Source organism: Variovorax sp. OK605, from assembly GCF_900115445.1.
Lineage (GTDB): Bacteria > Pseudomonadota > Gammaproteobacteria > Burkholderiales > Burkholderiaceae_C > Variovorax.
On the sequence record NZ_FOWL01000020.1, the window covers coordinates 14,996 to 37,690 of the forward strand.

Consider the following 22,695-nt stretch of genomic DNA (forward strand, 5'->3'; position numbering starts at 1 on the left):
CATGCCCGCACCCACCGCCATCGTGATCGAAGACGAGCCGCAGATCCGCCGCTTCGTGCGCGGCGCGCTCGAAGCCGAAGGCTGGCTGGTGCACGAGGCCGGCACGCTGCGCGACGGGCTGGCCGCGGCCGGCACGCGCCAGCCCGACCTGCTGGTGCTCGACCTGGGCCTGCCCGACGGCGACGGCGTCTCGCTGATCCGCGACGTGCGCGGCTGGTCGGCGGTGCCGATCATCGTGCTGTCCGCGCGCAGCGACGAGGCCGACAAGATCGCGGCGCTCGACGCGGGCGCCGACGACTACCTGACCAAGCCCTTCGGTACCGGCGAGCTGCTGGCGCGCGTGCGTGCCAACCTGCGCCGCCCGCGCGCGGCGGGCGGCAGCACCGACGAGGCGCCCGAGGCGCTGTTCCGCTTCGGCGAGATCGAGCTCGACCGCGCCGCGCGCCTGGTTCGCCGCGCGGGCGCAGAGGTGCACCTGACGCCGACCGAGTACCGGCTGCTGTCGGTGCTGGTCGCCAACGCGGGGCGCGTGCTCACGCAGCGCCAGCTGCTGCGCGAGGTGTGGGGCCCCTCGCACACCGACCAGAGCCACTACCTGCGCATCTACATGGGGCACCTGCGGCAGAAGCTCGAGGCCGATCCGGCGCAGCCCCGGCATCTGCTGACCGAGACGGCGGTGGGGTATCGGCTGGTGGTCTAGCGATCTGGCGGTCTAGCGGTCTGGCGGGTGCAAGGGCTTTAGAGGCAGCCCCAGAGGTACACGGATTTCTTCCGCGCGACCGCATCGTTCGCGAGCCTCCGCAGGTCTTCCATCACGGGGTGCAGTTCGGCCGCATCGCACGCGAGCTCTTCCGTGTCGGCCCACTTCGCCAGCACGGGGCCGAACGAGCCGTCGGCCACGCGGGTCAGCAGCATCGTCAGTTCCTCCGGGAACCGGTTGAGCCACGCCTCGCTGTCTTCGCCGATCTCGACGTACTCCAGCATGTGCGTGTCGGCGTCCCATTCCTTGTCTTCGAGGATGGCCCAGAGCGTGGTGATCTCGAGGTCCGTGAAGTGCTTGTGCTGGGCCGGGTCCAGCAGCTCCTCGATCTCGTCGCCCTCGTCGGGCTCGTCGAGTCGGTTGGCGTAGCGCATGGCCTCTTCAGGGTTGGCGACGAAGAAATCCGAAAGTATTCCCATCTTCTGGTCCTCGAGAAGCTGAACGGTGAGCCGCCGGACTTCTGTCCGGCAGTGCGATTGGGATTGCGATTACACCCTTCATGCCGGTCGCCGGTTTGACGAATTGATGACGGAGGCCGCGCAACCGTGCGGCTACGCGTTCGACCGCCAGCTGCCATGGAACCCGAAGGGCACGCGATGCGGCAGCCGCGCCACAGCCACCGCACCGGCTTCCAGGTCGCGGGCATCGAACACCAGCAGGTCGCTGCGCTCTTCCTGCGCGCGCCACGCCACGGCCAGCAACCAGCCGTCGCCCTCGGGCGCGTCCGCCGCGCGCGGCACGAACACCGGTTCGGACACCACGTCCCCCGGCGGCAGCGTGTGCATCTCGCGCTTGCCGGTGTCGAAGTCGAAGCGCGCGAGGCTGTCGTAGAGCACGCTTTCGGCATCGCCCCGCGCGCGCGGCGTGGCATGGCAGGTGTAGAAGCCGTAGCGGTTGCGCCGGCCTGTGTAGCGCTCGTCGATGCGCGGAAACTCCGCCACCAGGTCGTCGAGGTATTCGCGCTGGAATGCGGTGCCGTCGCCGCGCAGGTCGAAGGTCCAGCGGCACAGGCGCGCGGCCATCGCGGCCGGATCGCCGGGGCGGCCTTCGGCGTCGGGCAGGCCGGGCGCGGTCTCCGATTGCATGACATAGGCCACGATGGTGTCGCCGTCGTCCCAGGCGTTCATGACATGGAACACGTGGCAGGCGTCGGTGTCGAACCAGCGCAGCGTGCCGGTGCCGCCACCACCGCTGTCGCTGCCGCGCCGCATCACGCCGACATGCGTGCGCAGGCTCGCGTCCCATGCCAGCAGCGGCTTGCCGCGCATCGCGCGTTCCATGCTGAGCGTGAGCGGCGTGACGGGAAAGAGCACGTGCCCGCGCGTCACCATGAAGTCGTGCGCCATGCTCGCGTGCGGCGCGGTGAACGACTGCAGCTGCGTGACCTCGCAGTGCCTGTCCATCACGCCGTAGCGCATGGTCGGCGAGCAGGGGCCGTCGGGCGAGTAGGCGAAGAAATGCAGTTCGCCGGTCTCGGGGTCTGCCTTCGGGTGCGCGGTGCAGCGCGAGTCCACACGGCCGCTGAAGCTCTGGTGCCCCTTGGACGCCAGCGTGTGCGCGTCGAGCTCGAAGGGCTGGTGCGACTCCTCGAGCGCGAACAGCCGGTCGCCGTGCCACAGCATGCTGGTGTTGGCCGTGCCGCCGTTGAGCCCCTGCACCAGCGGGTCGCTGGTGGCGGGGTTGCCGAAGGTGCCGAAGAGCGCGCGCCCGGCTTCATGCTCGAGCTGCCACTTCGGCGTGCGCGCCCAGCGGTTGCGGTACGACACCACGCCGGCATCGATGTGGAACGCGTGCACCATGCCGTCGCCCGAGAACCAGTGGTAGTCGTTGTCGCGCGGCGCGTACTGCGGGCTCGGGCCCACGCGGTACAGGCTGCCCGAGAGTCCGGGCGGCAGCGTGCCTTCGATGTCGAGCGCCGCGATGTCGTGCTCCTCGCCGAGCGGCGCGTAGTTGCCGGTGAAGAAGTAGGGGTTCGTCTGCGTGGTGGGGTTCACAGGGGCCTTGTGGATGCGTTCAGGAAGAAACGGGGGCGTCGAGCTGCGCCATGGCGTGCGCGACATAGGCGGCCAGCGGCGCGTCGATGCCCGAGCCCACGCGCAAGGCCGGGTCGTTGCGGAACGCGTGCTGCAGCCGTGCGTGCAGCGCGGCGTTGCCGCCGGCCTTGGCCAGCGACAGCGCCTGCCAGCGCAGCGCGAGCGCCCGCATGGCCCCGCCATCGGCGGGCGCGCCGGCCAGCATCTGCCGGCGCACGTCGGCAATGAGCGGCGGCCATGCGTCGGTCTGCGCAACGTAGTGCGCGCGCAGCGTGGCCATGTCGCCGGCGCTGCAATGGGGCGCGTACAGCTGCAGCCGCGCATACGCCATCGCGTGCGAGATGTACCGGATGCCGGCGCGGTCCACGCCGGTGAGCGCATGCAGCGACGGCTCGTTCCAGTGCATGGTGTAGAGCTTGATCAGCAGGCCCTCGTCACCGCCGGCTTCGTCGAGCAGCATGTCGATCCAGCGCCGCGCCAGCGCCTGTGCCGGCGCGCTCTCGGGCGAGGTGCCGGCCGCGACCAGTTCGCGCAGCGACGCGGCCAGCGCCGAGCGTTCGAGCGCGATGGCATCGGACGCCTCGTTGCGCGGCGTCGTGAGCGTGCGCAGTTCGTCGTCGCTGAAATACTTCGCGCCCGCGACCATGCTCTCCAGCGCGAGCAGCCAGTCGTCGAGCCCGGGCTCCTCGCTGGCCTGCAGCTGGCCCTGCATCGCGAGCAGGTGCGTGCGCAGGGCCGAGGCCTGGCGGATCTCGCGGTCGAGCTGCGCCACCTGTTGCGCGACGATGTCCGCCAGGCCGCTGGCGGCACCGTCGAGCAGGCGCTGAATTCCGGCCAGCGGCAGGTCGAGCCGCCGCAGCGCCTGGATGCGGTAGAGCCGCGCCACGTCGCTGCGGTCGTACAGGCGGTAGCCGCCGCTGGACCTTTGCGACGGCACCAGCAGGCCGATGTCGTCGTAGTGCCGCAGCGCGCGCACGGTCAGCCCGGTGCGCCGCGCGAGTTCGCCAATCTTCAGGAACATGCCTTCTCTCTCTTCAAGTTGAAGGCATCCTAGAGGCTGCCGCAACGAGAGGGTCAAGCGGATTTCGGCGGTTCGATCGCATCCGCGCCGTGGCTTGCAGCCCACAGGATCGCGTCACGCCGCTTGCCTTCGCCCGCGTGCACAAAGAAAATCCGCCCCATCATGAAATTCACCCAAGCCATCGAAGCAGGCCTCAGCGCCACCTGACATCGCCTTCGATCGCGTTCGGAAGGCGTTGCGCCTTCCGGTACTGAAAACCCCGGCTGGCCGCGTCCCTCCGGGGTTTTGTTTTTTTCCGAGTCCCAACCATCCACCACGCCATGCGTACCTACGACAAGCTGATCGCCACGATTCGCCTCCGCCGGAGCGTGGACACCGTGCGCCCGGGCTCCGGCCGCCGCATCAGCACCCTGCACGACACCGTTCGTCGCTAGCCCCCAGGCGAATCTTCTGCCTGGGGCTGGCGCATGCCAACCAGGCCTTCGAAGCAGAGCGCTTCGAACACAGAAAAGAAAGATTCGCCATGAACCCGAAAACCAGAAACCTCCGCAACATCGGCATCATTGCCCACGTCGACGCGGGCAAGACCACCACCACCGAACGCATCCTGTTCCATGCCGGCGAGAGCCATCGCATCGGCGACGTGAGCAAGGGCACGGCGCGCATGGACTTCGATCCGCAGGAGCAGAAGCGCGGCATCACCATCAGCAGCGCGGCCATCACGGTGCGCTGGAAGACGACGCAGATCAACCTGATCGACACGCCCGGCCACATCGACTTCAACATCGAGGTGAACCGCTCGCTGCGCGTGCTCGACGGCGCGGTCGTGGTGTTCGACGGCGTGGCCGGCGTGGAGCCACAGACGGAAACGAACTGGCGCCTCGCGGACAAGTACCGCGTGCCGCGCATCGCCTTCGTCAACAAGCTCGACCGCCTGGGCGCGGACTTCCCGCGCGTGGTCGCGATGATGGAAGAACGCCTGGGCGTGAAGGCCGTGGCGGTGCAGCTGCCCATCGGCGCGGAAGGCGACTTCCGCGGCGTCGTCGACCTGCTCGGCATGCGCGCGCTCGTCTGGGACAAGGACGACGCGAGCCAGCCTTGCCGCGTGGCCGATGTGCCTGCCGATCTGCTGGCCCCGGCGCAGCGCCTTCGTGCGCGGCTGGTGGAGCTTGCGCTGGAGCAGGACGACGCGGCCATGGCGGCCTACCTGGACGGCGAAGAGCCGTCGGCCGACGTGCTGCGCGCCTGCATCCGCAAGGCTGTGCTGGCCGGTGCCTTCGTGCCCGTGCTCGCGGGCTCCGCGTTCCGCAACCGCGGCGTGGAGCCGCTGCTCGACGCCGTCGTCGATTGGCTGCCGGCACCGGGCGAGGTGGCGACTGCATGCGACGCCGAAGCACCGTTCGCGGCGCTCGCCTTCAAGGTGGCCAGCGACGACCACGGCGCGATGGTGTTCGTGCGTGTGTACGGCGGCAGGCTGCGGCGTGGCGACACGATGCTCAATGCCACGACCGGCCGCACCGAACGCGCCGCCCGCCTGTACGAAGTGCATGCGGACGATCGCATCGAGCGCGACGAACTGGTGGCGGGCGACATTGCCGCCATCGTCGGGCTGAAGGACACGCTGACCGGTCACACGCTGTGCGACCGGAATCATCCGGTTCACCTGGAGGAGATCAGCGTGCCCGAGCCCGTGATCCACGTCGCGATCGAGCCGAAGGCGCGGGCCGGACAGCAGGCGCTGTCGAAGGCGTTGCAGGCCATGCTGCGCGAAGACCCGAGCCTGCAGCTGCGGCAGGACGCCGAGTCGGGCCAGACGATCTTGTCGGGCATGGGCGAGCTGCAGCTCGATGTGGCTGTGGAGACGCTGCGCGCGAAGCACGGCGTCGAAGTGTCGGTGGGGCGGCCGCAGGTCGCCTTCCGGGAAACGGTATCCAGAGAAACGGAGGTGCACCATGTGCACAGGAAGCAGAACGGCGGCCCCGGCCAGTTCGCCGAGCTGAAGTTGCGCCTTGCGCCGCGTGCGCGGGGCGAAGGCATCGTGTTCGAGAGCCAGGTGGTGGGCGGCGTCATTCCGCGCGAGTTCATTCCCGCGGTCGAGGCCGGCATTCGCCGGGCGGCGCAATCAGGCGTGGTCGCCGGTTTCCCCTGTGTGGACTTCGTGGCCACGCTGGTGGACGGCAGCCACCACGAGCGCGACTCGTCGGCGATGGCTTTCGAGCTGGCGGCCGGCGCGGCCTTCCGCGAGGCGGCGGCCAAGGCCGGGCCGCAGGTGCTGGAGCCGGTGATGGCGGTGGAAGTCATCACGCCCGCCGACCATCTCGGCGATTGCATCGGCGACCTGCACCGGCGTCGCGGCATGGTCCGCGGCCAGACGGTGCGCGGCAACGCCGCCGTCATCGAGGCGCATGTGCCGCTGAAGGAGATGTTCGGCTACATCGGCAACCTGCGCGCGCTGTCTTCGGGCCGTGCGCAGTACACGATGCAGTTCGACCACTACGCAGTGGCACCCGCGAGTGAAATGGCCATGCTCGTGAAGAGCTGATGGCCTCGTGAAAGGGCGGTCCGGAAGGGCCGCCCTTTTTTTGCGTTGCGTCGGCGGTTCGCGGCCGGTCAGCCACCGCGCTCGATCACGAGCCCGCCGTCGGCGGGATCGCCCCCCGAACCAGGCGCAGGTTCAGGCCGCCACGCCCTTGCTGGGATTCAGCAAGAACTTCTCGCCCGTCGCCTGCTTGCCATACACCCCGATCGCGTCGAGCTGCAGCATCTCGACCAGCGACACCTCGCGCGTGTACTTGCTCGCGAACGTGGTCTTCAGCTCGGCGACCACGCGCGCCTTCAGGCGCTTCGTGCCTTCGTCGCCGAGCTTGCCGAGGAACGGGAACAGCAGCCATCCGCCCATGCCCCAGGCCATGCCGAAGTTGCGCACGAACTCGGTCGGGCTGCGGTCGAGGCCGCCGTAGATGTACACCTGCTTGTGCGTGGTGGAACCGTAGCGGCTGTATTCCTTGGCCGTGCGGTTGATGGCGGCTTCCATGCAGCCGAGGATCTGCCCCGCGAGCTTGCCGCCGCCGGTGGCGTCGAAGGCCAGCGTGGCGCCGGTCTCGACCAAGGCCTGCGTCAGGTCCTCGATGAAAGTGGGCGAGCTGGCGTTGCACACGTACTTCGCGCCCAGGCCGCGCAGCAGGTCTTCCTGCTCCTGCTTGCGCACGATGTTCACCAGCGCGATGCCGTCCTTCTGGCAGATCTTGTTGAGCATCTGGCCCAGGTTGGACGCGGCCGCGGTGTGCACCAGCGCCTTGTGGCCTTCCATGCGCATGGTCTCGACCATGCTGAGCGAGGTGAGCGGGTTCACGAAGCACGAAGCGCCTTCGGCCGGCGTGGTGCCTTCGGGCAGTTCCATGCACTGGGCGGCGGCGAGGCTGCGGTACTGCGAGTACATCGCGCCGCCGATGGCCGCCACGGTCTTGCCGAGCAGCGCCTGCGCGGCCGGCGACGAACCGGCCTTGACCACCACGCCCGCGCCTTCGTTGCCCACGGGCATCGACTCGTCGAGCCGCGCCGCCATGGCGGGGCGCGCACGCTCGGGCACGGTGGCGGTGACGACGGGGCGCTCGGCGGTGCCGGAGGCCTTGGCGGTGCTCATGTCGGCGGCACCGAACAGCAGGCCGAGGTCCGACGGGTTCAGCGGCGACGCCTCGACGCGGATCACCACTTCGTGGGCCTGCGGTTCGGGGATCGGGTCGTCGTGCAGCGAGAGTTCGAGTTCGCCGCTGGCGCGAACGAGGGAGCGGATTTGCAGTGCCATGGAAGAGCCCTTTTCAGCAGGTTCGCAGATGGCCTGGGGCCACGGGGCGGCCAGTATAGGAGCGGGGTGCGAAAGCTGCTGGCGCGTTCAGGACACCAGCGCAATCACGGGGGCATGGGCCAGCGCGTGGCGCATTTTCACGGGGTCGAGCCGCTCGATGAAGCGCGGAATGTTGCGCCACAGCGTGTGGTAGCCGTAGCCGCCGCGCAGCATCTCGTGGCGCGCGCTGTCCTTGTCCCAGTCCTGCACGGCCATGCGGTACACCGCCGCCACCACGCCGGTGCGGTCGGCGCCGTGCATGCAGTGGATCAGCACCGGCCCGTGCTTCTCGGCCTCGCGGATGGCCAGCAGCGCGCGCAGCACCTTGGCGTCGTCGATCGACCAGGTGTTGATGGGCACGCGCACCAGCCGGATGCCGCTGCCCGCGAACACCTTGCGGTCGTCGTTGAACGAACGCAGGCTCACCACCGTGCGGATGCCCAGCGACTGCAGCGCGGCCATGTTGGCGCGCCGCGGCTGCGCGCTGCGGTACAGCGTGGGCGTGATGCGGTGCAGGTTCTCGACCTGCAGCGTGTCCAGCGGGTCGGCCCAGTGGCCGGGGCGCGGATCGTCGAGTGCTTCTTCGGGCTTGGTGTGCTTCTTCGTCGTCATCGTCATTTCCTGCGCCGCCAGTGCCGCGTCGCCAGGATCAGCAGCGCCACCGCCAGGCCGCCCCAGTAGTCGACCGGCGCGCCCCACACCCAATGCTTGTGCCAGAACGCGTCGACCGGGTTGAAGCGCGCCCAGCCGAAGGCCGGATTGATGATGAACCACAGGAAGTCTTCGCACACCCAGAACACGATGAGGCCGGCCCCGGCGAGGCCGACGTCGCGCCAGGTGCAGCGCCCGTTGTAGGCCAGCGGCGAGAAGAACACCAGCGCCATGAAGGTGAACACCCACGCGTGGTAGCCCGTCATCGCGCGGCCGCCCCAGAACAGGTCGAGCCAGATGCTGTTCTCGATGCGCCACGTCGGCAGCGACGTGGCCCAGCCCGCGCCGCCTTCGATCTGGATCTCGGCGTTGGCGAAGAAGAAGGCCATCACGACCACCCATGCGAGGTAGCCGAGCGTGCGGCCCACGCCGGTCTTTTCGACGGCGCCGCTCACGCCGCGGTTCCCGTGGCCGGGGTGCCCAGCACGTGCTGCAGCACCGCGCGCGCGGCCTGCGGCTTGCCCAGTGCGCGGCTGCGCGCGGCCATGTTCGCGAGCTTGGCGGGGTCGGCCATCAGGCGCGCGACCTTGTAGTCCAGGCCGATGGCGTCGTAGGCGAGCCAGGCGGCGCCTTCTTCCATCAGGAAGCCGGCGTTGTGTTCTTCCTGCCCCGGAATGGGCGAGATCAGCAGCATCGGCTTGCCCAGCGCCAGGCACTCCGACACAGTGAGGCCGCCGGGCTTGGTCACGACCAGGTCGGCCGCGGCCATCATCCTGTGCATCTCGTTGGTGAAGCCGATGGCCACCACGCGGCCCGGGTAGCGTCGGGCCAGCGCCTCGAGCTTGCCGTGCGCCTCCACGTTGCGGCCGGCCACCGCAATCACCTGGAAGTTGCCTTCACCGCCCAGGCCGAGCACGCGCTCGACCATGCTCGCCAGGTCGCCCACGCCCGCGCCGCCGGAAGCCATCAGCAGCACGGGGCGCGACGGGTCAAGGCCGAGTTCGGCCGCGCAGGCGTTGCGCGCCAGCGCCGGCACGCCGGGCTCGGAGAACGCCGGCATCACCGGAATGCCCGTCACATGGATGCGGTCCTCCGGAATGCCGCGCGCGCGCAGGCGGAAAGCCACTTCCTCGGTGGCGGCCAGGTAGCCCGCCATGCCCGGCACGAGCCACATGTTGTGCAGGTCGTAGTCGGTGATCTGCAGCCACACCGGGTAGTCGATGCGCCCGCGGTTGCGTTCGCGCATCAGCAGCTCGGCCGGCAGGAAGTGCGTGCAGACCACCGCATCGGGCTTCTCGCGGTGGATCTCCTTCAGCAGCGCGCCGGTGCTCAGCCGCTCGATGCCGCGGCGCAGGCGCTGCGACGGCGCGTGGTGCGGCGTGCTGTCGGTGCGCTGGTGCAGGTACGACCACAGCTCGGGAGCGCGGTTCACGAGCTGGATGTACCAGTCGGTGTAGACCTTGCGAAAGCCGCCGGCCACATGGGCCATCGCGTCGATGTGGACCGCAGTGCAGGGCGGGACGAGGGTCTGGGCGGTGGCGGCAAGCGCCTGTGCAGCACGCACGTGGCCGTTGCCGGCACTCACGCTGAGGATCAGGAGTTTGGTCATGAATTCCGGGAGTTGCGCGGATTATGGCCATGCCGTGTGGCACTGCCGGCTGCACCGCTGCTGGCCCTCGCAGGGGCGTTGGAGATCCGGGGCGCGATCCCGCCGACGGCGGGCCCTGTTTCGCGAATGTCCCCCGGCCTGCGGCCTCCTCCTTTATTTCGCGAAACAGGACCCGCCATCGGCGTGCTCGTGGTCAGGTGCAGTCGTTGATCGGCGAGCACCGGCAGCGCGGCCTGTGCACGCGCCGCTGAACAATCTTCTTCAGAGCGGCGCCCGCGAAGTGACGAACTGGTTCACCCCCGCCGCAGCACGCTCCCGGATGGCCTCGAACGTGGTGTTCTCGACGATGCGTCCGTTCTCGAACACCGTCTGCAGCAGGTCGGTCTGCTCCGCCGCAAGCGCTTCCTCGCGCAAGGTCTGCACCTCGCCGCGGGCGTTCTGCACCAGCGCAAGGCGTCCCTTCTTCGACGCCTTGCTCACGTCGCCCACGGGCGACTTGTAGACGTCGCGCCACTCGCCGTTCACCTGCATGGCCGAGCACTTCATTGCCCACTGCATGGTGTCGCGGTTGACCTGCTGCAGCAGCCCGCCGCCCATGCCGAAGGAGATGTTCTCGGTCGACAGACCGTTGTGATAGAAGTTCGACAGGCACAAGCGCAGCGAGTCGAGGTTGACGCCGTCGCCCTGGATGATGCGCACGTTGTTCAGCACGCGAAAGCCCTTGGCATTGGTCGTGGTGCCGAAGCGCTCGGCCAGGATCTGCGCCACCTTCAGCGTGGTTTGCGCGGGGTCGCCCGAGTCGGGCCGCACCACCAGCGTGGCACCCGAGGCCACCACCTTGGCCTTGAGCTCGTCGCCCCAGATGCGCGCGCAGGCATTGAAGATGTCGTAGCTGTCGCTCACCACCGCGAAGGTGGCGCCGGCCTTGCCGAACTGGTCGACCATGTTGCTGTACGCGTCGGCCTCGTGGTCGCGGCCCCAGCCCGTGATGGTGCTGTGCTCGGCCGCGGGAATCGAGAAGCCCGCCACGTCGCAGTCGTAGTACCGGCGCGCCGCGACCAGTGCCGCCAGCGTGTCGGTGCCCATGAAGTTCACCAGGTGGGCCATGCCGCCGAGCGCGGCCGACTCGAGGCTCGATACACCGCGCGCGCCGAAGTCGTGCAGGCGGAACGCGATCTGGCCTTGCGGGTCGTCGCAGGTGGCCTCGAGGTAGCGCAGCAGCGTGGTGCGCGCAGCCGCCGACAGCGTGGCGACCGTGGTCGGGTACCAGATGGCGCGCAGCAATTCGGTTTCGAGGAAGCTCGTGACCCAGAAGAACTCGGGGTCGGTGTTCTCGATGGTGGCGAGCACGTTGTGCACCGGCAGCACGCTGCCCTCGGGCACCGCGCGGATGCGCACCGGCATCAGCCCGCCGTGCTTCTCGATCAGCCGCAGCCAGCCTTCGCGGTTGAAGGGCTCGCCATGCACGGCCATGAGCGCGGCGGCTTCGTCGACGTCGGCCAGCGTCACCGGCGTCTGCAGGTATTCGCGCAGGTAGGCCTGCAGGCCGAAGAACAGCGAGTGGCTGAAGATGCCGCCGCGCGACTCGATGTAGCTGTACACCGTCTGCGTGCCGGGCGGGTACTGCATCCAGTGCGACACCTTGTAGGAGTCGGTGCGAAGCAGCAGGTTGTTGCCCAGGGGCGTGGAGGTGAGATTGCGGTTCATGTGAAAGCTCCTTTCACTGTGGCGCCCGTCAACCGGGGCCGTTCTTGCTGACAAAGCCTGGTCTGTCGTTCAGTTCTTGCCCAGGCCACCCAAAAAATGATTCGCGATGAAGAAGTGGTCTTCGTAGACGCGGTCCTGCATGCCGAGGAACTCGGCAATGGGAACCCAGCGCACCTCGGCCGCGTCGTCGTCGGCGCGCACGTCCGACAGGCCCGTCCACTGGTTGTGCGCCAGCTCGAAGAAGAAGCCGTGCGTGATGGTGCGTCCGCGCTGCGAGCGGTCGGGCGCGTCGAACACGTGGCTGGCCTTCATGCTGCCGTTGAGCACGGGCACGGGCACCTTGAGCCGGGTTTCTTCCTTCAGCTCGCGGATGGCCGCGTCCTGCAGGCGCTCGTGCTGGCCGACGAAGCCGCCGGGCAGCGCCCAGGTGCCCTTGCCGGGATGGAACTTGCGCTGCACCAGCAGGATGTGCCCCGCCTCGACCACGATGGCGTCGACCGTGGTGTAGATCGGCGGAAAGCTGCTGCCCGCATAGCGGTACTTGTCGCGGTAGTCCGCCAGGAAGGCGCGCTCTTCGCAGAGCTCGGCGCAGTCGGCGGTGCGGGTGAACTGGTCGAGAAAGGCGGCCGTGCCGTCGGGCAGGTCGGCGCGCGCCAGCTGGCCGCGGTTCTCGGGGTCGAAGTAGAGGTTGCGCACGTCGGTGGCGTTCAGGCTCTCCACGCTGTTCTGGCCGACGAATTCCCAGTGCGGGAAGAGCTTGAGGTAGTAGCTCGACGCGTCCTTCAGGTGGCCCACCAGCGCGACCTTGGCGTTGGCGAGTGCGTGGCCGTCCTGCACGATGAGACGGTCGACCGCGGACTGGATCGACGCGATCCAGATCTGGTCGTTGTAGGGCGAGTCGCCCACGCCGACGACGCTCACGCGCATCTGCTCGGTGCCACGCAGGCAGGCGCGCACCATGCGTTCGCGTTCGTCGAAGGTGAAGGGGTTCTTGACGCTGCGTGGCTTGCGGTCGGAGCCGACCACCACGATGACCCTGTCGGCGGCGCGAAGGCCTTCTTCGATGAGTCGTTGGTGTCCGAAGTGAACGGGCTGGAAACGCCCGATGACGATGGCGTATTGAAACTTGCGTGTGTGCTGTGTGCTTGGCGTGGTCAATTGGGAATCCCCCAAAAAGAGCGCGATCAACTCGCGCCGTGGGGGCAGGATAGCATCGGCGCGGCCGTTTGATCAAGCCCCGCGGGGCCTGCGTTCCAACGCCTTCTTCCGTTGCCTGGGCTTGTGCCTGTAGCATCTGTCCCCCGCCCACCGACAGCCCTCCGACCGCGCCGCCGCCGTCCACATCGCCATGACCGAGCCTTCTTCCCCCCTCCACGCGCCCGTGCGCCTCAACAAGCGCATGGCCGAGCTCAAGATGTGCTCGCGCCGCGAGGCCGACGAGTGGATCGCCAACGGCTGGGTGAAAGTGAACGGCAAGCCGGCCGAAATGGGCGTGAAGGTCACGCCGTCGGACCGCATCGAGATCGACAAGGCGGCCAAGGGCCAGCAGGCGAACCAGGTCACCATCCTCATCAACAAGCCCATCGGCTTCGTGAGCGGCCAGGCCGAGGACGGGCACGAGCCGGCGGTGACGCTGTTCACGCCGCAGAACCGCTGGGCCGACGACAACGCGCGCTTCTTCTTCAGCCCGCAGCAGCTGCGCGGCCTGGCGCCGTGCGGGCGGCTGGACATCGACTCCATCGGCCTGCTGGTGATGACGCAGGACGGCCGCGTCGCGCGCCAGCTCATCGGCGAAGACTCGGTGATGGAGAAGGAATACCTGGTGCGCGTGGCCTACCACGGCCTGGGCCAGCCCGCGCCCACCGGCCAGCTGGTGCGCATGGACGACGACGACCCCGTCACCTCCAACGTGCAGGCGGTGTTTCCGCCGGCCATGCTCGCGCGGCTGCGCCACGGCCTGAGCCTGGACGGGCAGGCGCTCAAGCCGGCGCATGTCGAATGGCAGAACCCCGAGCAGCTGCGCTTCGTGCTCACCGAGGGCAAGAAGCGGCAGATCCGCCGCATGTGCGAGCTGGTGGGCCTGAAGGTGGTGGGCCTGAAGCGCGTGCGCATCGGCAAGGTGATGCTGGGCAACCTGCCGGTGGGGCAGTGGCGCTACCTCGGGCCGCACGAGAAGTTCTGAGGGGCAAGGCGGGGCTTTAAGCCCCGTTTAACTCTGGCTCATTACGCTGCGCCACGGCGCAGGCACTTCCGGTCATCCCGATCGCGTGCTACCTTGCGGCCGAAGGAGTCGCCGCGATGCGCGTGCTGTTGGTGGAAGACGATGAAATGATCGGGCGCAGCCTGAAGCAGGCGCTCGAGGGTGCGGGCTGGTCCGCGGACTGGGTGCGCGACGGCGAACTGGCGCAGAGCGCGCTGGGCGACGGCGGCTACACCTGCGTGCTGCTCGACCTCGGCCTGCCCAAGCAGGACGGCACCGAGGTGCTGCGGCGCGCCCGCGAACGCGGCGACGCCACCCCGGTGCTGGTGCTCACCGCGCGCGACGGGCTGGACGACCGCATCCACAGCCTCGACCTCGGCGCCGACGACTACCTGCTCAAGCCCTTCGAATTCCGCGAGCTGCTCGCGCGCATGCGCGCCATCGTGCGGCGCCGCGATGGCGCCGCGCATTCGCTGGTCGGCAGCGGCGCGCTGCAGCTGGACCTCACCACGCGCGAGGTGGTGGTCAACGGCGCGCGCGAGGCGCTCACCGCGCGCGAGTTCGCGCTGCTGCACGCGCTGCTGGAGCGCCCGGGCGCCATTCTTTCGCGCGAGCAGCTCGAGAACCGCATCTACGGCTGGGGCGAGGAAGTCACCAGCAACGCGATCGACGTGCTCATCCACGGCATGCGCCGCAAGCTGGGCGCGGACGCCATCCGCAACGTGCGCGGCCTGGGCTGGCGAGTGGCTGCGTGATCATGCTCGCCCCCGGGCTTCGCGCACTTCGTGTCGCTTCGCCAACCCCCTGCCGGGGGCAACACCTGCGGCCCGGCGAAGCCGGTTGCGCGGTGTTTCTCGAACAGGCCCCGGGTCTGTCGCCCCGATGAACGGCGGTGCTCGTACCGTCGGCCGCTGGTGGCGGCCGCGCTCGCTGCGCACGCAACTGCTGCTGTGGCTCATCACGCTGCACCTGGGCGCGGCGGTGCTCACGGCCTGGTTCTCGTTCGTGGCCTACGGCAACCTCGTGCACAACGCGCTGGACGACCAGATGCGGCTGGTGGCCGAGTCGTACGCGGGCAGCGCGCCGCAGAAGCTGCCGCAGCCGATGGACGGCGAAGCGGCCTTCTCGCGCGGCGCCTTCATCGTGCAGATCTGGAGCGCCGACGGCCGCACGCTGCGCGCCACGTCGTGGCCGGTGCTGTCGGTGCCGCTGCAGGACACGCCGGGCTTCAGCGACGTCAACACCGGCGCCCACGCGGGCTCGGCCTGGCGCGTGTTCACGGCCGAGGCCGGCACGCGCGCCGACCAGCCGCGCGTGCAAGTGCTGCAGAACGAGGACTACCGCCGCCGCCGCGCCCTGCGCCGCGCGCTGCTCGAAGGCCTGCCGATCACGCTGCTGCTGCCGCTGGCGCTGCTGATCCTGTGGGTCATCGTGTCGGCCGCCTCGCGCTCGCTGCGCGCGGTGGCGCGCGACGTGGCCTCGCAGGACGAGCGCAGCCCCACCCAGCTGTCGCTGGCGCGCGTGCCCGACGAGATCGCGCCGCTGGTGAGCGCCTTCAACAACCTGCTGTCGCGCGTGCGCAGCGCCTTCGCCACGCAGCGCCGTTTCGTGCAGGACGCGGCGCACGAGCTGCGCACGCCGATGGCCGCCATCGGCCTGCAGATCGAGAACCTGCGCGCGCACGTGCCGGCCGGCGAGGCCACCGAGCGCTTCAACCAGCTCGAGGCCGGCGTGACGCGCGCGCAGCACCTCATCGAGCAGTTGCTGCACCTGTCGCGGCAGGACGCGCCGCAAGGCGGCGACGCGCGCGAGCGGGTCGACATCGAGGTGCTGCTGCGCGAGAGCGTGAGCCAGCTGATGGTGCTGGCCGACGCGCGGCGCGTGGACATCGGCTTCGAAGGCCCCGACCGCACCACTGCCGTGGTGTTCGCGCCCGCGGCCGAGCTGCGCAGCGTGTTCGACAACCTGATCGACAACGCGCTGCGCTATGCGCCCGAAGGCGGCGTGGTCGATGTGAAGCTGCACACCTTCGAGGGGCACGCGGTGGTCGACGTGCTCGACAACGGCCCCGGCATTCCGCAGGCCGCCATCGGCCGCGTGTTCGACCGCTTCTTCCGCGTGCCGGGCTCGGCGGCGGGCGGCAGCGGGCTGGGCCTGGCCATTGCGAGAACCGCCGCGCAGCGCCACGGCATGCGCATCGAGCTGTGCAACCGCGGCGACGGGCCGGGCCTCATGGCGCGCGTGCACCTGCCATCCGTGCCAACGTAGAGTGGGAAGAAACGGCCGCGGCACTCACCCGTGGCTAACTCTTCGCTCACCGCCATGTCAGTCTGCGTGCCTAGAGTGCGTTCAGGTCCTGCCGCGCGCAGTTCGCGCGACGGCACGTGACCGGAGACAACCTGAACCCAGGAGAACACACATCATGCGCACTTCCTTCAAGCTTCTTGCCGTCGCTTCCTTCGCTGCGCTGGCAGCCTTGGGCACGGTCAATGCATCGGCCGAAACCATGGATGGTTCGGACTTTCATCCGCTGCAGATGAACTCGCCCGAAAAGCCCGAAGTCCAGGCCGGCGCCATGGCCGCGGCCCGCCCGACGGGCACGGAGCCCATGGGCCAGTCGACCAGCGCACCGGCGATGAACTCGACGCTGCCGGTGGCCGACATCCAGGCCGGCGCCTATGCGGCGTCGCACCCGAGCGGCACCGAGCCGATCGGGCAATCGACGTCGCTGCCGATGGTGAAGTCGGGCTCCGGCAGCTGAGCGAAGCGCCGCGTCAGTCGTCGTTGCTGTTGCTGAGCAGGGCGCGGTAGACGACCGCGCCGATCAGCGCGCCCGCGATGGGCGCCACCCAGAAGAGCCACAGTTCCGACATGGCATGCGACGGCCCGAACAGGGCCGGGCCCGTGCTGCGTGCCGGGTTGACCGAGGTGTTGGTCACCGGGATCGAGATCAGGTGGATCAGCGTGAGGCACAGGCCGATCGCCAGGCCGGCAAAGCCGCCGGCCGCGCGCTTGGCGGTGGACCCCAGGATCACGATCAGGAACACGGCCGTCATCACCACTTCGCACAGCAGGGCGGCCGTGAGGCCGTACTTGCCGGGCGAGTGCTCGCCGTAGCCGTTGGTGGCGAAGCCGCCGATGTCCGCGCCCGGCTTGCCGGTGGCGATGAGGTAGAGCACGCCCGCCGCCGCGATGGCGCCGAGCACCTGCGCCACGATGTAGCCCGCGAGCTGCGAGGCCTTGAAGCGGCCCGCGGCCGCGAGGCCGATCGACACGGCCGGGTTGAAGTGCCCGCCCGAGATCGGGCCCAGCGCATAGGCCCCCGTCACCACCGTGAGGCCGAAGGCCAGCGCGACGCCGAGAAAGCCGATGCCGGTACCCGGGAAGGCCGCCGCCAGCACCGCGCTGCCGCAGCCTCCGAGCGTGAGCCAGAAAGTACCAATGAATTCGGCAGACCACTTCTTGTAGGTACTGTGTTCCATGACGCTCCATCCTGAAGTTGAGAAGGTGCGCGGAGGGCCCCGGGGCCTTGCGCGGGGCGGATTCTAGGAACGGTGGAAGGGGGTGCGCTACATGTCTTTCGCTCTACCGGAACCTGTTCACGGTTGTTGCGACTTTGTGTTTTTACGCAAACGGGTTGCGTTTATCGATTGAGTATTCCGTCACGGTTTCAGAGTGGCGACGCGGAGGTCGGCACGCTGAAGCACCGGCATGGCACCCGCCCGTGCCTTCGGTATCCTGCGTCTTCGAACAACGAGGAGAACCGCGCCATGCACCGCCTTGCCATCCGACCCCTTCGACCTTTTGCCATCGCCGCATGCACGGCAGCGGCGACCCTCCTGGGCGCATCCAACGCCGCCGCGCAAGGCACGGTGAACGCGCTGTGCAGCACCGACGCGGGCTGGTGCGAAGCGGCGGCAACGGCCTTCACGCGCGAGACCGGCATCAAGGTGCTGCAGGCCCACAAGGGCACCGGCGAGATCGGCGCGCAGCTGCGCGCGGAAGCCGCCAACCCCAAGACCGACATCTGGTGGGGCGGCACCGGCGATCCGTTCCTGCAGGCGGCCGAACAGGGGCTGCTGGAGCCCTACCGGCCGGCCTACATCAACGACCTGCACGACTGGGCGGTGCGGCAGTACGCGCTGTCGCAGAACATGGTGGGCGGCTTCTACACGAGCGCGATGGGCTTCGGCTTCAACACCGACGTGCTGAGGAAAAAGAAGCTGGCCGAGCCCAGGTGCTGGGCCGACCTGGTCAAGCCCGAGTACAAGGGCGAGATCGAGATCTCGCACCCCGCCACCAGCGGCACGGCCTACACCATCATCGCGGGCCTGGTGCAGCAGATGGGGGAGGAGCAGGCCTTCGACTACCTGAAGAAGCTGCACAGGAACGTCACCAGCTACACCCGCAGCGGCCAGGCGCAGGCGCCCGACGTGGCCAAGGGCGAGGTGGCGATCGGCGTGAGCTTCATCTTCGGCTTCGAGAAGTGGCGCTTCGACAAATTCCCGGTCAAGACCGCCGCGCCCTGCGAAGGCACGGGCTACGAGATCGGCGGCATCGCGCTCGTGAAGGGCGCGCGCAACAAGGACAACGCCAGGCGCTACTACGACTGGCTCATGAGCCCCGCGGGCCAGTCGATCGGCGCGAAGGCCGGCAGCCTGCAGTCGCCGGCCAACAAGACCTTCAAGCCCGACCCGCGCATTCCGTCGATGGCCGAGGTCAAGCTCATCAGGTACGACTTCGAGAAGTACGGCAAGGCGGCCGAGCGCAAGCGCCTGATCGACCGCTGGACGCGCGAAGTCGAGTCGCAGCCGCGCTGATCGCTAGTCGCGGATCAGGAGCAAACCTTGTTGTGCGAGGCGTGCATGCCCTTGGCCTTGGCATCGGCCTCGCTCAGGTACTCGCCCTTCTTGGTCTTGCCGTAGTAGCGGTCGCCCATGCAGTGGTAGACCTTGGTCTCGTCGTTGGCCCACACCTTGCCCGCGCCGCCGCCCGGTGCGGCGGCCATCTTCGTGAGGTCGGGCGAGCCGGGCGTCCTGGTGGCCGTGCCGGTGCTGGGGGCCACGCCGGTCTTGTTGACGCTGGCCGACTGGGTTTCCACGGCCGGAGCGGCAGCGGCAGCCGCAGCAGCCGGCGCGGCAGCAGCGTCCTTGCCGTACCAGGTCTTGATGCCCTTGTGGCCGCGGCAGGCGCCGGCCTTGGCGTCGGGCGCGGCATAGCTGCCGTCCTTGCACTGCACGGTGGTGCCGGCGGGTGCGTCGGCGGGCACCTGTGCCTGTGCCTGCACCTGTACGGCGAGGGCGGCGAAGCCGAGGCAGGCGGCGGCGATCCAGCGCGCGCGAGGGGTCTTGTTCATGCAAAGCTCCTGAAAGGTGAAGGAAAAGTTCCGACCCGGAGCTTTGGGGCGCGATCCCAGCGCCAGCTGACTTGGCGCGCCGCAAGGCCGTTCCTTGCGACTTCCGGCCGCTTTAAAGGCGAACTGTCAGGGCGAACTGGCCGTGAAAGTGACCTGCCCGGTGTAGACCCCGGCCGGCCGGCTCGTGAGGTTGGCGTACGAAAACGTCCAGTTCGCGGCCCGTTGCGTCACGAGCGTGCCGAAGCTGGTGGGCGTGACGTTCACCGCCCCGCCCGTGCCGGTGTCGGGAATCGCGGGCGCGGGCAGCGCGGCGTCGTCGGTGGCGATCGTGATCTCCGACATCGGGATGGTGTTGGTGCCGCTCATCAGCGGCGTGCTGGCCGTGGCGCGCAGCGTGACCTGCCCGCCGTTGCTGCGCACCTCCACCGCCAGCTTGACGCCCGCCGAGGGCGAGACCGCGAACACCGGCGCGCCGCCGTTCCAGTTGGCGGCCGTGTTGTTGGCCACCACCGGCGTGGTCGGCCCGCCGGGAATGGTGGGCGTGAGCGTGAAGGCGGCGGTGTTGACGGTGCCGTTCACCGTGGGCCAGGCGCCGTCGCCGAGCCGGAAGAACACGAACTTGTCGATGTTCACGGTGAACTTCAGGTCGGTCGACGCCGGCGCGCCCAGGCCCGTGGTGGTGGCGGTGCCGGCGCGCGCGGCGTCGGTGGCGCAGGAGGCCGCAACGAGCGCGGCGGCACACCCGGCGGCGGCCGCAAGGGTGCCGCGCCGGCACCGCATCAGCGGAACTCCGCGTTCACCTTGAAGCCGCCTTTCTCCCAGTCGAGCGTGCCGCTGGCCTTCAGCGGATACACCGGCGCGGGCGCCTTGCCGTCGTTGTTGGCCGAGGCCTTGGGCTGCAGCGCGATCTGGCGCGTCTGGCCCGGCATCACGGGCGTGCCCTCGGGCACCATCTCGAAGCGCTTGCCGGCGGCGTCGGTCGCGTCCAGGCTGCCGTCGAGCCGGCCGTGCGCGTCGCCGGTGTTGCTCACGGTCACATAGGGCGTGCGGCGGCCCTGCAGTTCGCGCATGCCGACCTGGCTCAGCGCGAGCTTGGGCTCGGCGCCGTTCACCAGCACGTACACCGCCACCGCGATGCGCCCCGTGACCGGCAGGCTCAGGCTGGAGCCGCCCTGGCCGATGGCGGCGCGGTAGGCCGGCTCCACGCCCTCGATGGCCAGCATGAAGCGGCACTCGCCGCGCGGCGCATCGGCCGGTGGCTCGATCTGGAAGCGGAAGCTCGCCTTGCCGCGCGCCGGCACCTTCAGCGTCTTGCGCTCCAGCAGCACCCAGGGGCGGCAACTGCCGGGCTGCAGCGCGTCGAGGTACGCGATCTCGCCCTCGGGCGAATAGCTCCAGTCGAGCGTGCGCACCGACACCTCGGTCGGGGTGGTGCCCACGTTGTGGATGTCCAGCGTCTGGCCCAGCCGCGCGCCGCTCTTGGCGGCGAGCTCGAAGCGCGACGGCATGATCGCGATCTCGAAGGGCGCGGCCCAGGCGGGCGGTGCAGCGGTGAGCGCGGCCAGTGCAGCCAATGCGGCTGCCAGGGCAACCGCCGGTGCAGCGAAGCGGGTGTGGAGTCTCATGGCAGTGTCTCGATCTCGAAGTAAGCCTCGAAGCCCAGCGGCATGCCGCGCGTGAGCCTCACCTCGCGTACGTCGACCTGCCACGTGAGGTCGAGCGCTTCGGTCATCCAGGCGTCGCGCACCTGGCCGCTCCACACCGGCACGCGCTCGCCGGGGCGGCCGCTGCCGCTGGCGAACAGGCCGTTGGTGCGCCAGCTCACCTGCAGGCCGGCCGGCGAGCGCAGGCCCGGAATGCCCATCGGCAGCACGTAGTAGATGCGCGCCTGCCGCCCCACGTAGCGCGCCGTGGCGAGGCGGTAGTGCACGCGGCCGAAGGCGATCTGCACGATGGGCGAGGGAGCACTGTTCGGTGCGGTGACGGGCGAGTTGTCTTCCTGCGCGCGCACCTGCGCGCTCGGCGAGGCCGAGTCGTCGAGCCGCTCGACCAGCGCCAGGGCAGCACTGGGCGCGGCAATGAGCGCCGCCAGCAGCGCCGCGCTCGCAGTGGCCCGGGTGGCGTGCGTGGTCACAGCATCGTCGCCGTGAAGCGCACCGTGCCGCTGTAGCTGCCGGCCGGGTACACCGTGGTGTTGGCGTAGCGGAAGGTCAGCGTGTTGGACATGAAGCGCGTGTCGCCGTTGACCAGCAGGATGGTCGCCGTGGCGCCGTCGAAGCTGGCCAGCGTCTGCGTGCTGCCGGCCACGAAGGCGCCGCTCTGGATGTCGCCTTCGGCGGGGCTGGTCGCGTTGGTCGACACCCAGCTGATCTCGCTGAACGGGATCACCGTGGCGCTGCAGCTGGTGGTGGTGCAGCTCAGCCCGGCCGGCACCGTGGCGGTGAGCGTGACGGGCCGGTTCTCCACCAGCAGCCGCGCCGGCCGCGCGGGGCTGACGCGGATGATGATCGACTGCGAACCGGGAATGGACGTGCCCGTCGCGAGGCCCGCGTTGGCGCCCGTGGCGTTGAACACCACCTCGTCGATGCCTGTCGCCGCGCCCACCTGCAGCGTGATGCCGTAGGCGGCCGAACTGGTCGGCGCATAGGTGAAGACCGCATCGGCGCGCGGCGCCACGCCGGCGAGGAGCGCGAGTGCCACCGCCGCGCGCAGCGTGGGCGCTACCGACCCCGCGCGCAGCGTGGGCGCTACCGACCCCGCGCGCAGCGCGAACGCTACCGACCCCGCGCGCAGCGCGAGCGGCACCGGCCCCGCGCGCAGCGTGGGCGATACCGATCCCGCGCGCAGCGCATCAGACACTGGTCGCGGTGTAGGTGATGGTGGTCGTGTAGGTGCCGGGCGCCCAGGTCAGCGTCGAGCCCGTCAGCGAGAAGGTCCAGGTGCCCGTGGCCACCGCCGACGGCACGAAGGTGCTCGGCGCCGTGCTCGTGGCCGCCAGCGTCGCGCCGCCCGGGTGCGCCAGGCCCGCGCCCGACGCCACGCCGATGTTGGTCAGCGCCGGCCCGCCGGTGGGCGCGAAGGTGGTGGCCGTGTAGCTCAGCGAGCCGCCGCCCGCGCTGTTGGTCCATGCCGACACCGGCACCGCCGCCGGGTTGGTCACCGTGCCGAGCGTGGGCGCCGTGCCGTCCCAGTTGGCCGCCTGGTTGTTGCCGGCCGTGATCGCGGGCGCGGTGGCCCAGGTGATCGGCGCGGTCCAGTTCAGCGTGTCGCCCGAGCCGGTCTGGGTGCCCACGCGCAGCAGGATCAGCTTGGGCACCGTCACGCTCAGGTTGAGGTGGGACTGGGCCGTCACGGCGGGCGCGCCGGTGCCGTAGCCGTACTGGCTCTCGGCCAGGGCCACGCCGGCCGCCAGTGCCAGGGCCGTGCCGGCCGCCACGGTGAGCAGTTTCAGGTGAGGTCTCATCTCGGTTTCCTTTGCGTTGCGGTGAAAGAAAGCGGAACAGAAAACACGGCG

The 22,695-nt window shown here is 69.6% G+C and carries 24 protein-coding genes; 7 read left to right on the forward strand and 17 right to left on the reverse strand.

Annotated features, from left to right (window positions below):
- The first annotated feature begins 1 nt into the window (after position 1).
- Positions 2 to 700 (forward strand): two-component system response regulator KdpE, encoded by a 699-nt coding sequence (kdpE, locus tag BM013_RS34250; protein ID WP_093133541.1) that lies wholly within the window; start codon positions 2 to 4, stop codon positions 698 to 700.
- Between the two features lie 38 nt (positions 701 to 738).
- On the opposite strand, the gene BM013_RS34255 is transcribed toward kdpE, so the two are convergent.
- From BM013_RS34255 to BM013_RS42025, 4 genes are all read right to left on the reverse strand, one after another.
- A complete protein-coding gene (locus tag BM013_RS34255) occupies positions 739 to 1,179 on the reverse strand; it encodes a hypothetical protein (RefSeq protein ID WP_143098440.1) in 441 nt (146 codons plus the stop codon).
- A gap of 132 nt (positions 1,180 to 1,311) precedes the next feature.
- Positions 1,312 to 2,754, reverse strand: a complete 1,443-nt coding sequence (locus BM013_RS34260) for a carotenoid oxygenase family protein (protein WP_093133547.1) — start codon at positions 2,752 to 2,754, stop codon at positions 1,312 to 1,314.
- A 19-nt stretch (positions 2,755 to 2,773) separates the two neighbouring features.
- Positions 2,774 to 3,814 carry a MerR family transcriptional regulator gene (locus BM013_RS34265; protein ID WP_093133549.1) on the reverse strand — a complete coding sequence of 347 codons (1,041 nt, stop codon included), beginning with the start codon at positions 3,812 to 3,814 and terminating at the stop codon, positions 2,774 to 2,776.
- Positions 3,815 to 3,867: 53 nt separating this feature from the next.
- Positions 3,868 to 3,996: a hypothetical protein gene (locus BM013_RS42025; RefSeq protein ID WP_256221823.1), complete on the reverse strand. Its 129-nt coding sequence runs from the start codon at positions 3,994 to 3,996 to the stop codon at positions 3,868 to 3,870.
- A 341-nt stretch (positions 3,997 to 4,337) separates the two neighbouring features.
- Between BM013_RS42025 and fusA the strand changes: the two genes are divergently transcribed.
- Entirely contained in the window at positions 4,338 to 6,356 is a 2,019-nt protein-coding gene (fusA, locus tag BM013_RS34270; protein WP_093133552.1) for an elongation factor G, read from the forward strand.
- 132 nt (positions 6,357 to 6,488) lie between these two features.
- Here fusA and BM013_RS34275 read toward each other — a convergent pair whose 3' ends face one another.
- The 6 genes from BM013_RS34275 to BM013_RS34300 all read right to left on the reverse strand — a co-directional run bounded on the left by BM013_RS34275 (position 6,489) and on the right by BM013_RS34300 (position 12,783).
- Positions 6,489 to 7,619 carry a zinc-binding dehydrogenase gene (locus tag BM013_RS34275; RefSeq protein ID WP_093133555.1) on the reverse strand — a complete coding sequence of 377 codons (1,131 nt, stop codon included), beginning with the start codon at positions 7,617 to 7,619 and terminating at the stop codon, positions 6,489 to 6,491.
- 87 nt (positions 7,620 to 7,706) lie between these two features.
- Positions 7,707 to 8,270, reverse strand: coding sequence for a dual specificity protein phosphatase family protein (locus BM013_RS34280; RefSeq protein ID WP_256221824.1), 564 nt, complete (start codon positions 8,268 to 8,270; stop codon positions 7,707 to 7,709).
- Between the two features lie 2 nt (positions 8,271 to 8,272).
- Entirely contained in the window at positions 8,273 to 8,764 is a 492-nt protein-coding gene (locus tag BM013_RS34285; RefSeq protein ID WP_093133560.1) for a hypothetical protein, read from the reverse strand.
- A complete protein-coding gene (locus tag BM013_RS34290; protein ID WP_093133562.1) occupies positions 8,761 to 9,918 on the reverse strand; it encodes an MGDG synthase family glycosyltransferase in 1,158 nt (385 codons plus the stop codon). Before BM013_RS34290 ends, BM013_RS34285 begins: the two co-directional genes overlap by 4 nt.
- A gap of 261 nt (positions 9,919 to 10,179) precedes the next feature.
- Complete coding sequence (locus BM013_RS34295; protein ID WP_093133565.1) at positions 10,180 to 11,625, reverse strand: nicotinate phosphoribosyltransferase; 1,446 nt, start codon at positions 11,623 to 11,625, stop codon at positions 10,180 to 10,182.
- A gap of 69 nt (positions 11,626 to 11,694) precedes the next feature.
- Positions 11,695 to 12,783 carry a bifunctional nicotinamide-nucleotide adenylyltransferase/Nudix hydroxylase gene (locus tag BM013_RS34300; protein ID WP_093133567.1) on the reverse strand — a complete coding sequence of 363 codons (1,089 nt, stop codon included), beginning with the start codon at positions 12,781 to 12,783 and terminating at the stop codon, positions 11,695 to 11,697.
- A gap of 190 nt (positions 12,784 to 12,973) precedes the next feature.
- Between BM013_RS34300 and BM013_RS34305 the strand changes: the two genes are divergently transcribed.
- From BM013_RS34305 to BM013_RS34320, 4 genes are all read left to right on the forward strand, one after another.
- Positions 12,974 to 13,807: a pseudouridine synthase gene (locus tag BM013_RS34305; RefSeq protein WP_093133569.1), complete on the forward strand. Its 834-nt coding sequence runs from the start codon at positions 12,974 to 12,976 to the stop codon at positions 13,805 to 13,807.
- Between the two features lie 116 nt (positions 13,808 to 13,923).
- Positions 13,924 to 14,580 (forward strand): response regulator, encoded by a 657-nt coding sequence (locus BM013_RS34310; RefSeq protein WP_093133571.1) that lies wholly within the window; start codon positions 13,924 to 13,926, stop codon positions 14,578 to 14,580.
- Between the two features lie 127 nt (positions 14,581 to 14,707).
- Positions 14,708 to 16,093: a sensor histidine kinase gene (locus tag BM013_RS34315; RefSeq protein WP_093133574.1), complete on the forward strand. Its 1,386-nt coding sequence runs from the start codon at positions 14,708 to 14,710 to the stop codon at positions 16,091 to 16,093.
- A 154-nt stretch (positions 16,094 to 16,247) separates the two neighbouring features.
- Positions 16,248 to 16,586, forward strand: a complete 339-nt coding sequence (locus tag BM013_RS34320; protein WP_093133575.1) for a hypothetical protein — start codon at positions 16,248 to 16,250, stop codon at positions 16,584 to 16,586.
- Positions 16,587 to 16,599: 13 nt separating this feature from the next.
- On the opposite strand, the gene aqpZ is transcribed toward BM013_RS34320, so the two are convergent.
- Positions 16,600 to 17,307 carry an aquaporin Z gene (gene aqpZ / locus BM013_RS34325; RefSeq protein ID WP_093133578.1) on the reverse strand — a complete coding sequence of 236 codons (708 nt, stop codon included), beginning with the start codon at positions 17,305 to 17,307 and terminating at the stop codon, positions 16,600 to 16,602.
- A gap of 288 nt (positions 17,308 to 17,595) precedes the next feature.
- Between aqpZ and BM013_RS34330 the strand changes: the two genes are divergently transcribed.
- Positions 17,596 to 18,645 (forward strand): ABC transporter substrate-binding protein, encoded by a 1,050-nt coding sequence (locus BM013_RS34330; RefSeq protein WP_093133580.1) that lies wholly within the window; start codon positions 17,596 to 17,598, stop codon positions 18,643 to 18,645.
- A gap of 14 nt (positions 18,646 to 18,659) precedes the next feature.
- On the opposite strand, the gene BM013_RS34335 is transcribed toward BM013_RS34330, so the two are convergent.
- From BM013_RS34335 to BM013_RS34360, 6 genes are all read right to left on the reverse strand, one after another.
- On the reverse strand, positions 18,660 to 19,181 hold the full coding sequence (locus BM013_RS34335) for a DUF3761 domain-containing protein (RefSeq protein ID WP_093133583.1): 522 nt from the start codon (positions 19,179 to 19,181) through the stop codon (positions 18,660 to 18,662).
- A gap of 126 nt (positions 19,182 to 19,307) precedes the next feature.
- On the reverse strand, positions 19,308 to 19,961 hold the full coding sequence (locus BM013_RS34340) for a hypothetical protein (protein WP_093133586.1): 654 nt from the start codon (positions 19,959 to 19,961) through the stop codon (positions 19,308 to 19,310).
- The gene (locus BM013_RS34345; RefSeq protein ID WP_093133588.1) at positions 19,961 to 20,806 is read right to left on the reverse strand and encodes a COG1470 family protein; all 846 of its coding nucleotides are present in this window, start codon (positions 20,804 to 20,806) and stop codon (positions 19,961 to 19,963) included. The genes BM013_RS34340 and BM013_RS34345 overlap by 1 nt, the downstream gene beginning before the upstream one ends.
- Positions 20,803 to 21,315, reverse strand: a complete 513-nt coding sequence (locus tag BM013_RS34350; protein ID WP_256221825.1) for a hypothetical protein — start codon at positions 21,313 to 21,315, stop codon at positions 20,803 to 20,805. Before BM013_RS34350 ends, BM013_RS34345 begins: the two co-directional genes overlap by 4 nt.
- Positions 21,312 to 22,040 (reverse strand): hypothetical protein, encoded by a 729-nt coding sequence (locus BM013_RS34355; protein ID WP_093133591.1) that lies wholly within the window; start codon positions 22,038 to 22,040, stop codon positions 21,312 to 21,314. The genes BM013_RS34350 and BM013_RS34355 overlap by 4 nt, the downstream gene beginning before the upstream one ends.
- Complete coding sequence (locus BM013_RS34360; protein ID WP_093133593.1) at positions 22,033 to 22,644, reverse strand: hypothetical protein; 612 nt, start codon at positions 22,642 to 22,644, stop codon at positions 22,033 to 22,035. The genes BM013_RS34355 and BM013_RS34360 overlap by 8 nt, the downstream gene beginning before the upstream one ends.
- Positions 22,645 to 22,695 lie beyond the last annotated feature (51 nt).

Coding starts and splice junctions, on each gene's coding strand:
- BM013_RS34290 (WP_093133562.1), bottom strand. CDS start 9,918: ATGACCAAACTCCTGATCCTCAGCGTGAGTGCCGGCAACGGCCACGTG.
- BM013_RS42025 (WP_256221823.1), bottom strand. CDS start 3,996: ATGGCTTGGGTGAATTTCATGATGGGGCGGATTTTCTTTGTGCACGCG.
- BM013_RS34320 (WP_093133575.1), top strand. CDS start 16,248: ATGCGCACTTCCTTCAAGCTTCTTGCCGTCGCTTCCTTCGCTGCGCTG.
- BM013_RS34330 (WP_093133580.1), top strand. CDS start 17,596: ATGCACCGCCTTGCCATCCGACCCCTTCGACCTTTTGCCATCGCCGCA.
- BM013_RS34295 (WP_093133565.1), bottom strand. CDS start 11,625: ATGAACCGCAATCTCACCTCCACGCCCCTGGGCAACAACCTGCTGCTT.
- aqpZ (WP_093133578.1), bottom strand. CDS start 17,307: ATGGAACACAGTACCTACAAGAAGTGGTCTGCCGAATTCATTGGTACT.
- BM013_RS34255 (WP_143098440.1), bottom strand. CDS start 1,179: ATGGGAATACTTTCGGATTTCTTCGTCGCCAACCCTGAAGAGGCCATG.
- BM013_RS34265 (WP_093133549.1), bottom strand. CDS start 3,814: ATGTTCCTGAAGATTGGCGAACTCGCGCGGCGCACCGGGCTGACCGTG.
- BM013_RS34335 (WP_093133583.1), bottom strand. CDS start 19,181: ATGAACAAGACCCCTCGCGCGCGCTGGATCGCCGCCGCCTGCCTCGGC.
- BM013_RS34310 (WP_093133571.1), top strand. CDS start 13,924: ATGCGCGTGCTGTTGGTGGAAGACGATGAAATGATCGGGCGCAGCCTG.
- BM013_RS34280 (WP_256221824.1), bottom strand. CDS start 8,270: ATGACGACGAAGAAGCACACCAAGCCCGAAGAAGCACTCGACGATCCG.
- BM013_RS34315 (WP_093133574.1), top strand. CDS start 14,708: ATGAACGGCGGTGCTCGTACCGTCGGCCGCTGGTGGCGGCCGCGCTCG.
- BM013_RS34340 (WP_093133586.1), bottom strand. CDS start 19,961: ATGCGGTGCCGGCGCGGCACCCTTGCGGCCGCCGCCGGGTGTGCCGCC.
- BM013_RS34345 (WP_093133588.1), bottom strand. CDS start 20,806: ATGAGACTCCACACCCGCTTCGCTGCACCGGCGGTTGCCCTGGCAGCC.
- BM013_RS34275 (WP_093133555.1), bottom strand. CDS start 7,619: ATGGCACTGCAAATCCGCTCCCTCGTTCGCGCCAGCGGCGAACTCGAA.
- BM013_RS34360 (WP_093133593.1), bottom strand. CDS start 22,644: ATGAGACCTCACCTGAAACTGCTCACCGTGGCGGCCGGCACGGCCCTG.
- kdpE (WP_093133541.1), top strand. CDS start 2: ATGCCCGCACCCACCGCCATCGTGATCGAAGACGAGCCGCAGATCCGC.
- fusA (WP_093133552.1), top strand. CDS start 4,338: ATGAACCCGAAAACCAGAAACCTCCGCAACATCGGCATCATTGCCCAC.
- BM013_RS34305 (WP_093133569.1), top strand. CDS start 12,974: ATGACCGAGCCTTCTTCCCCCCTCCACGCGCCCGTGCGCCTCAACAAG.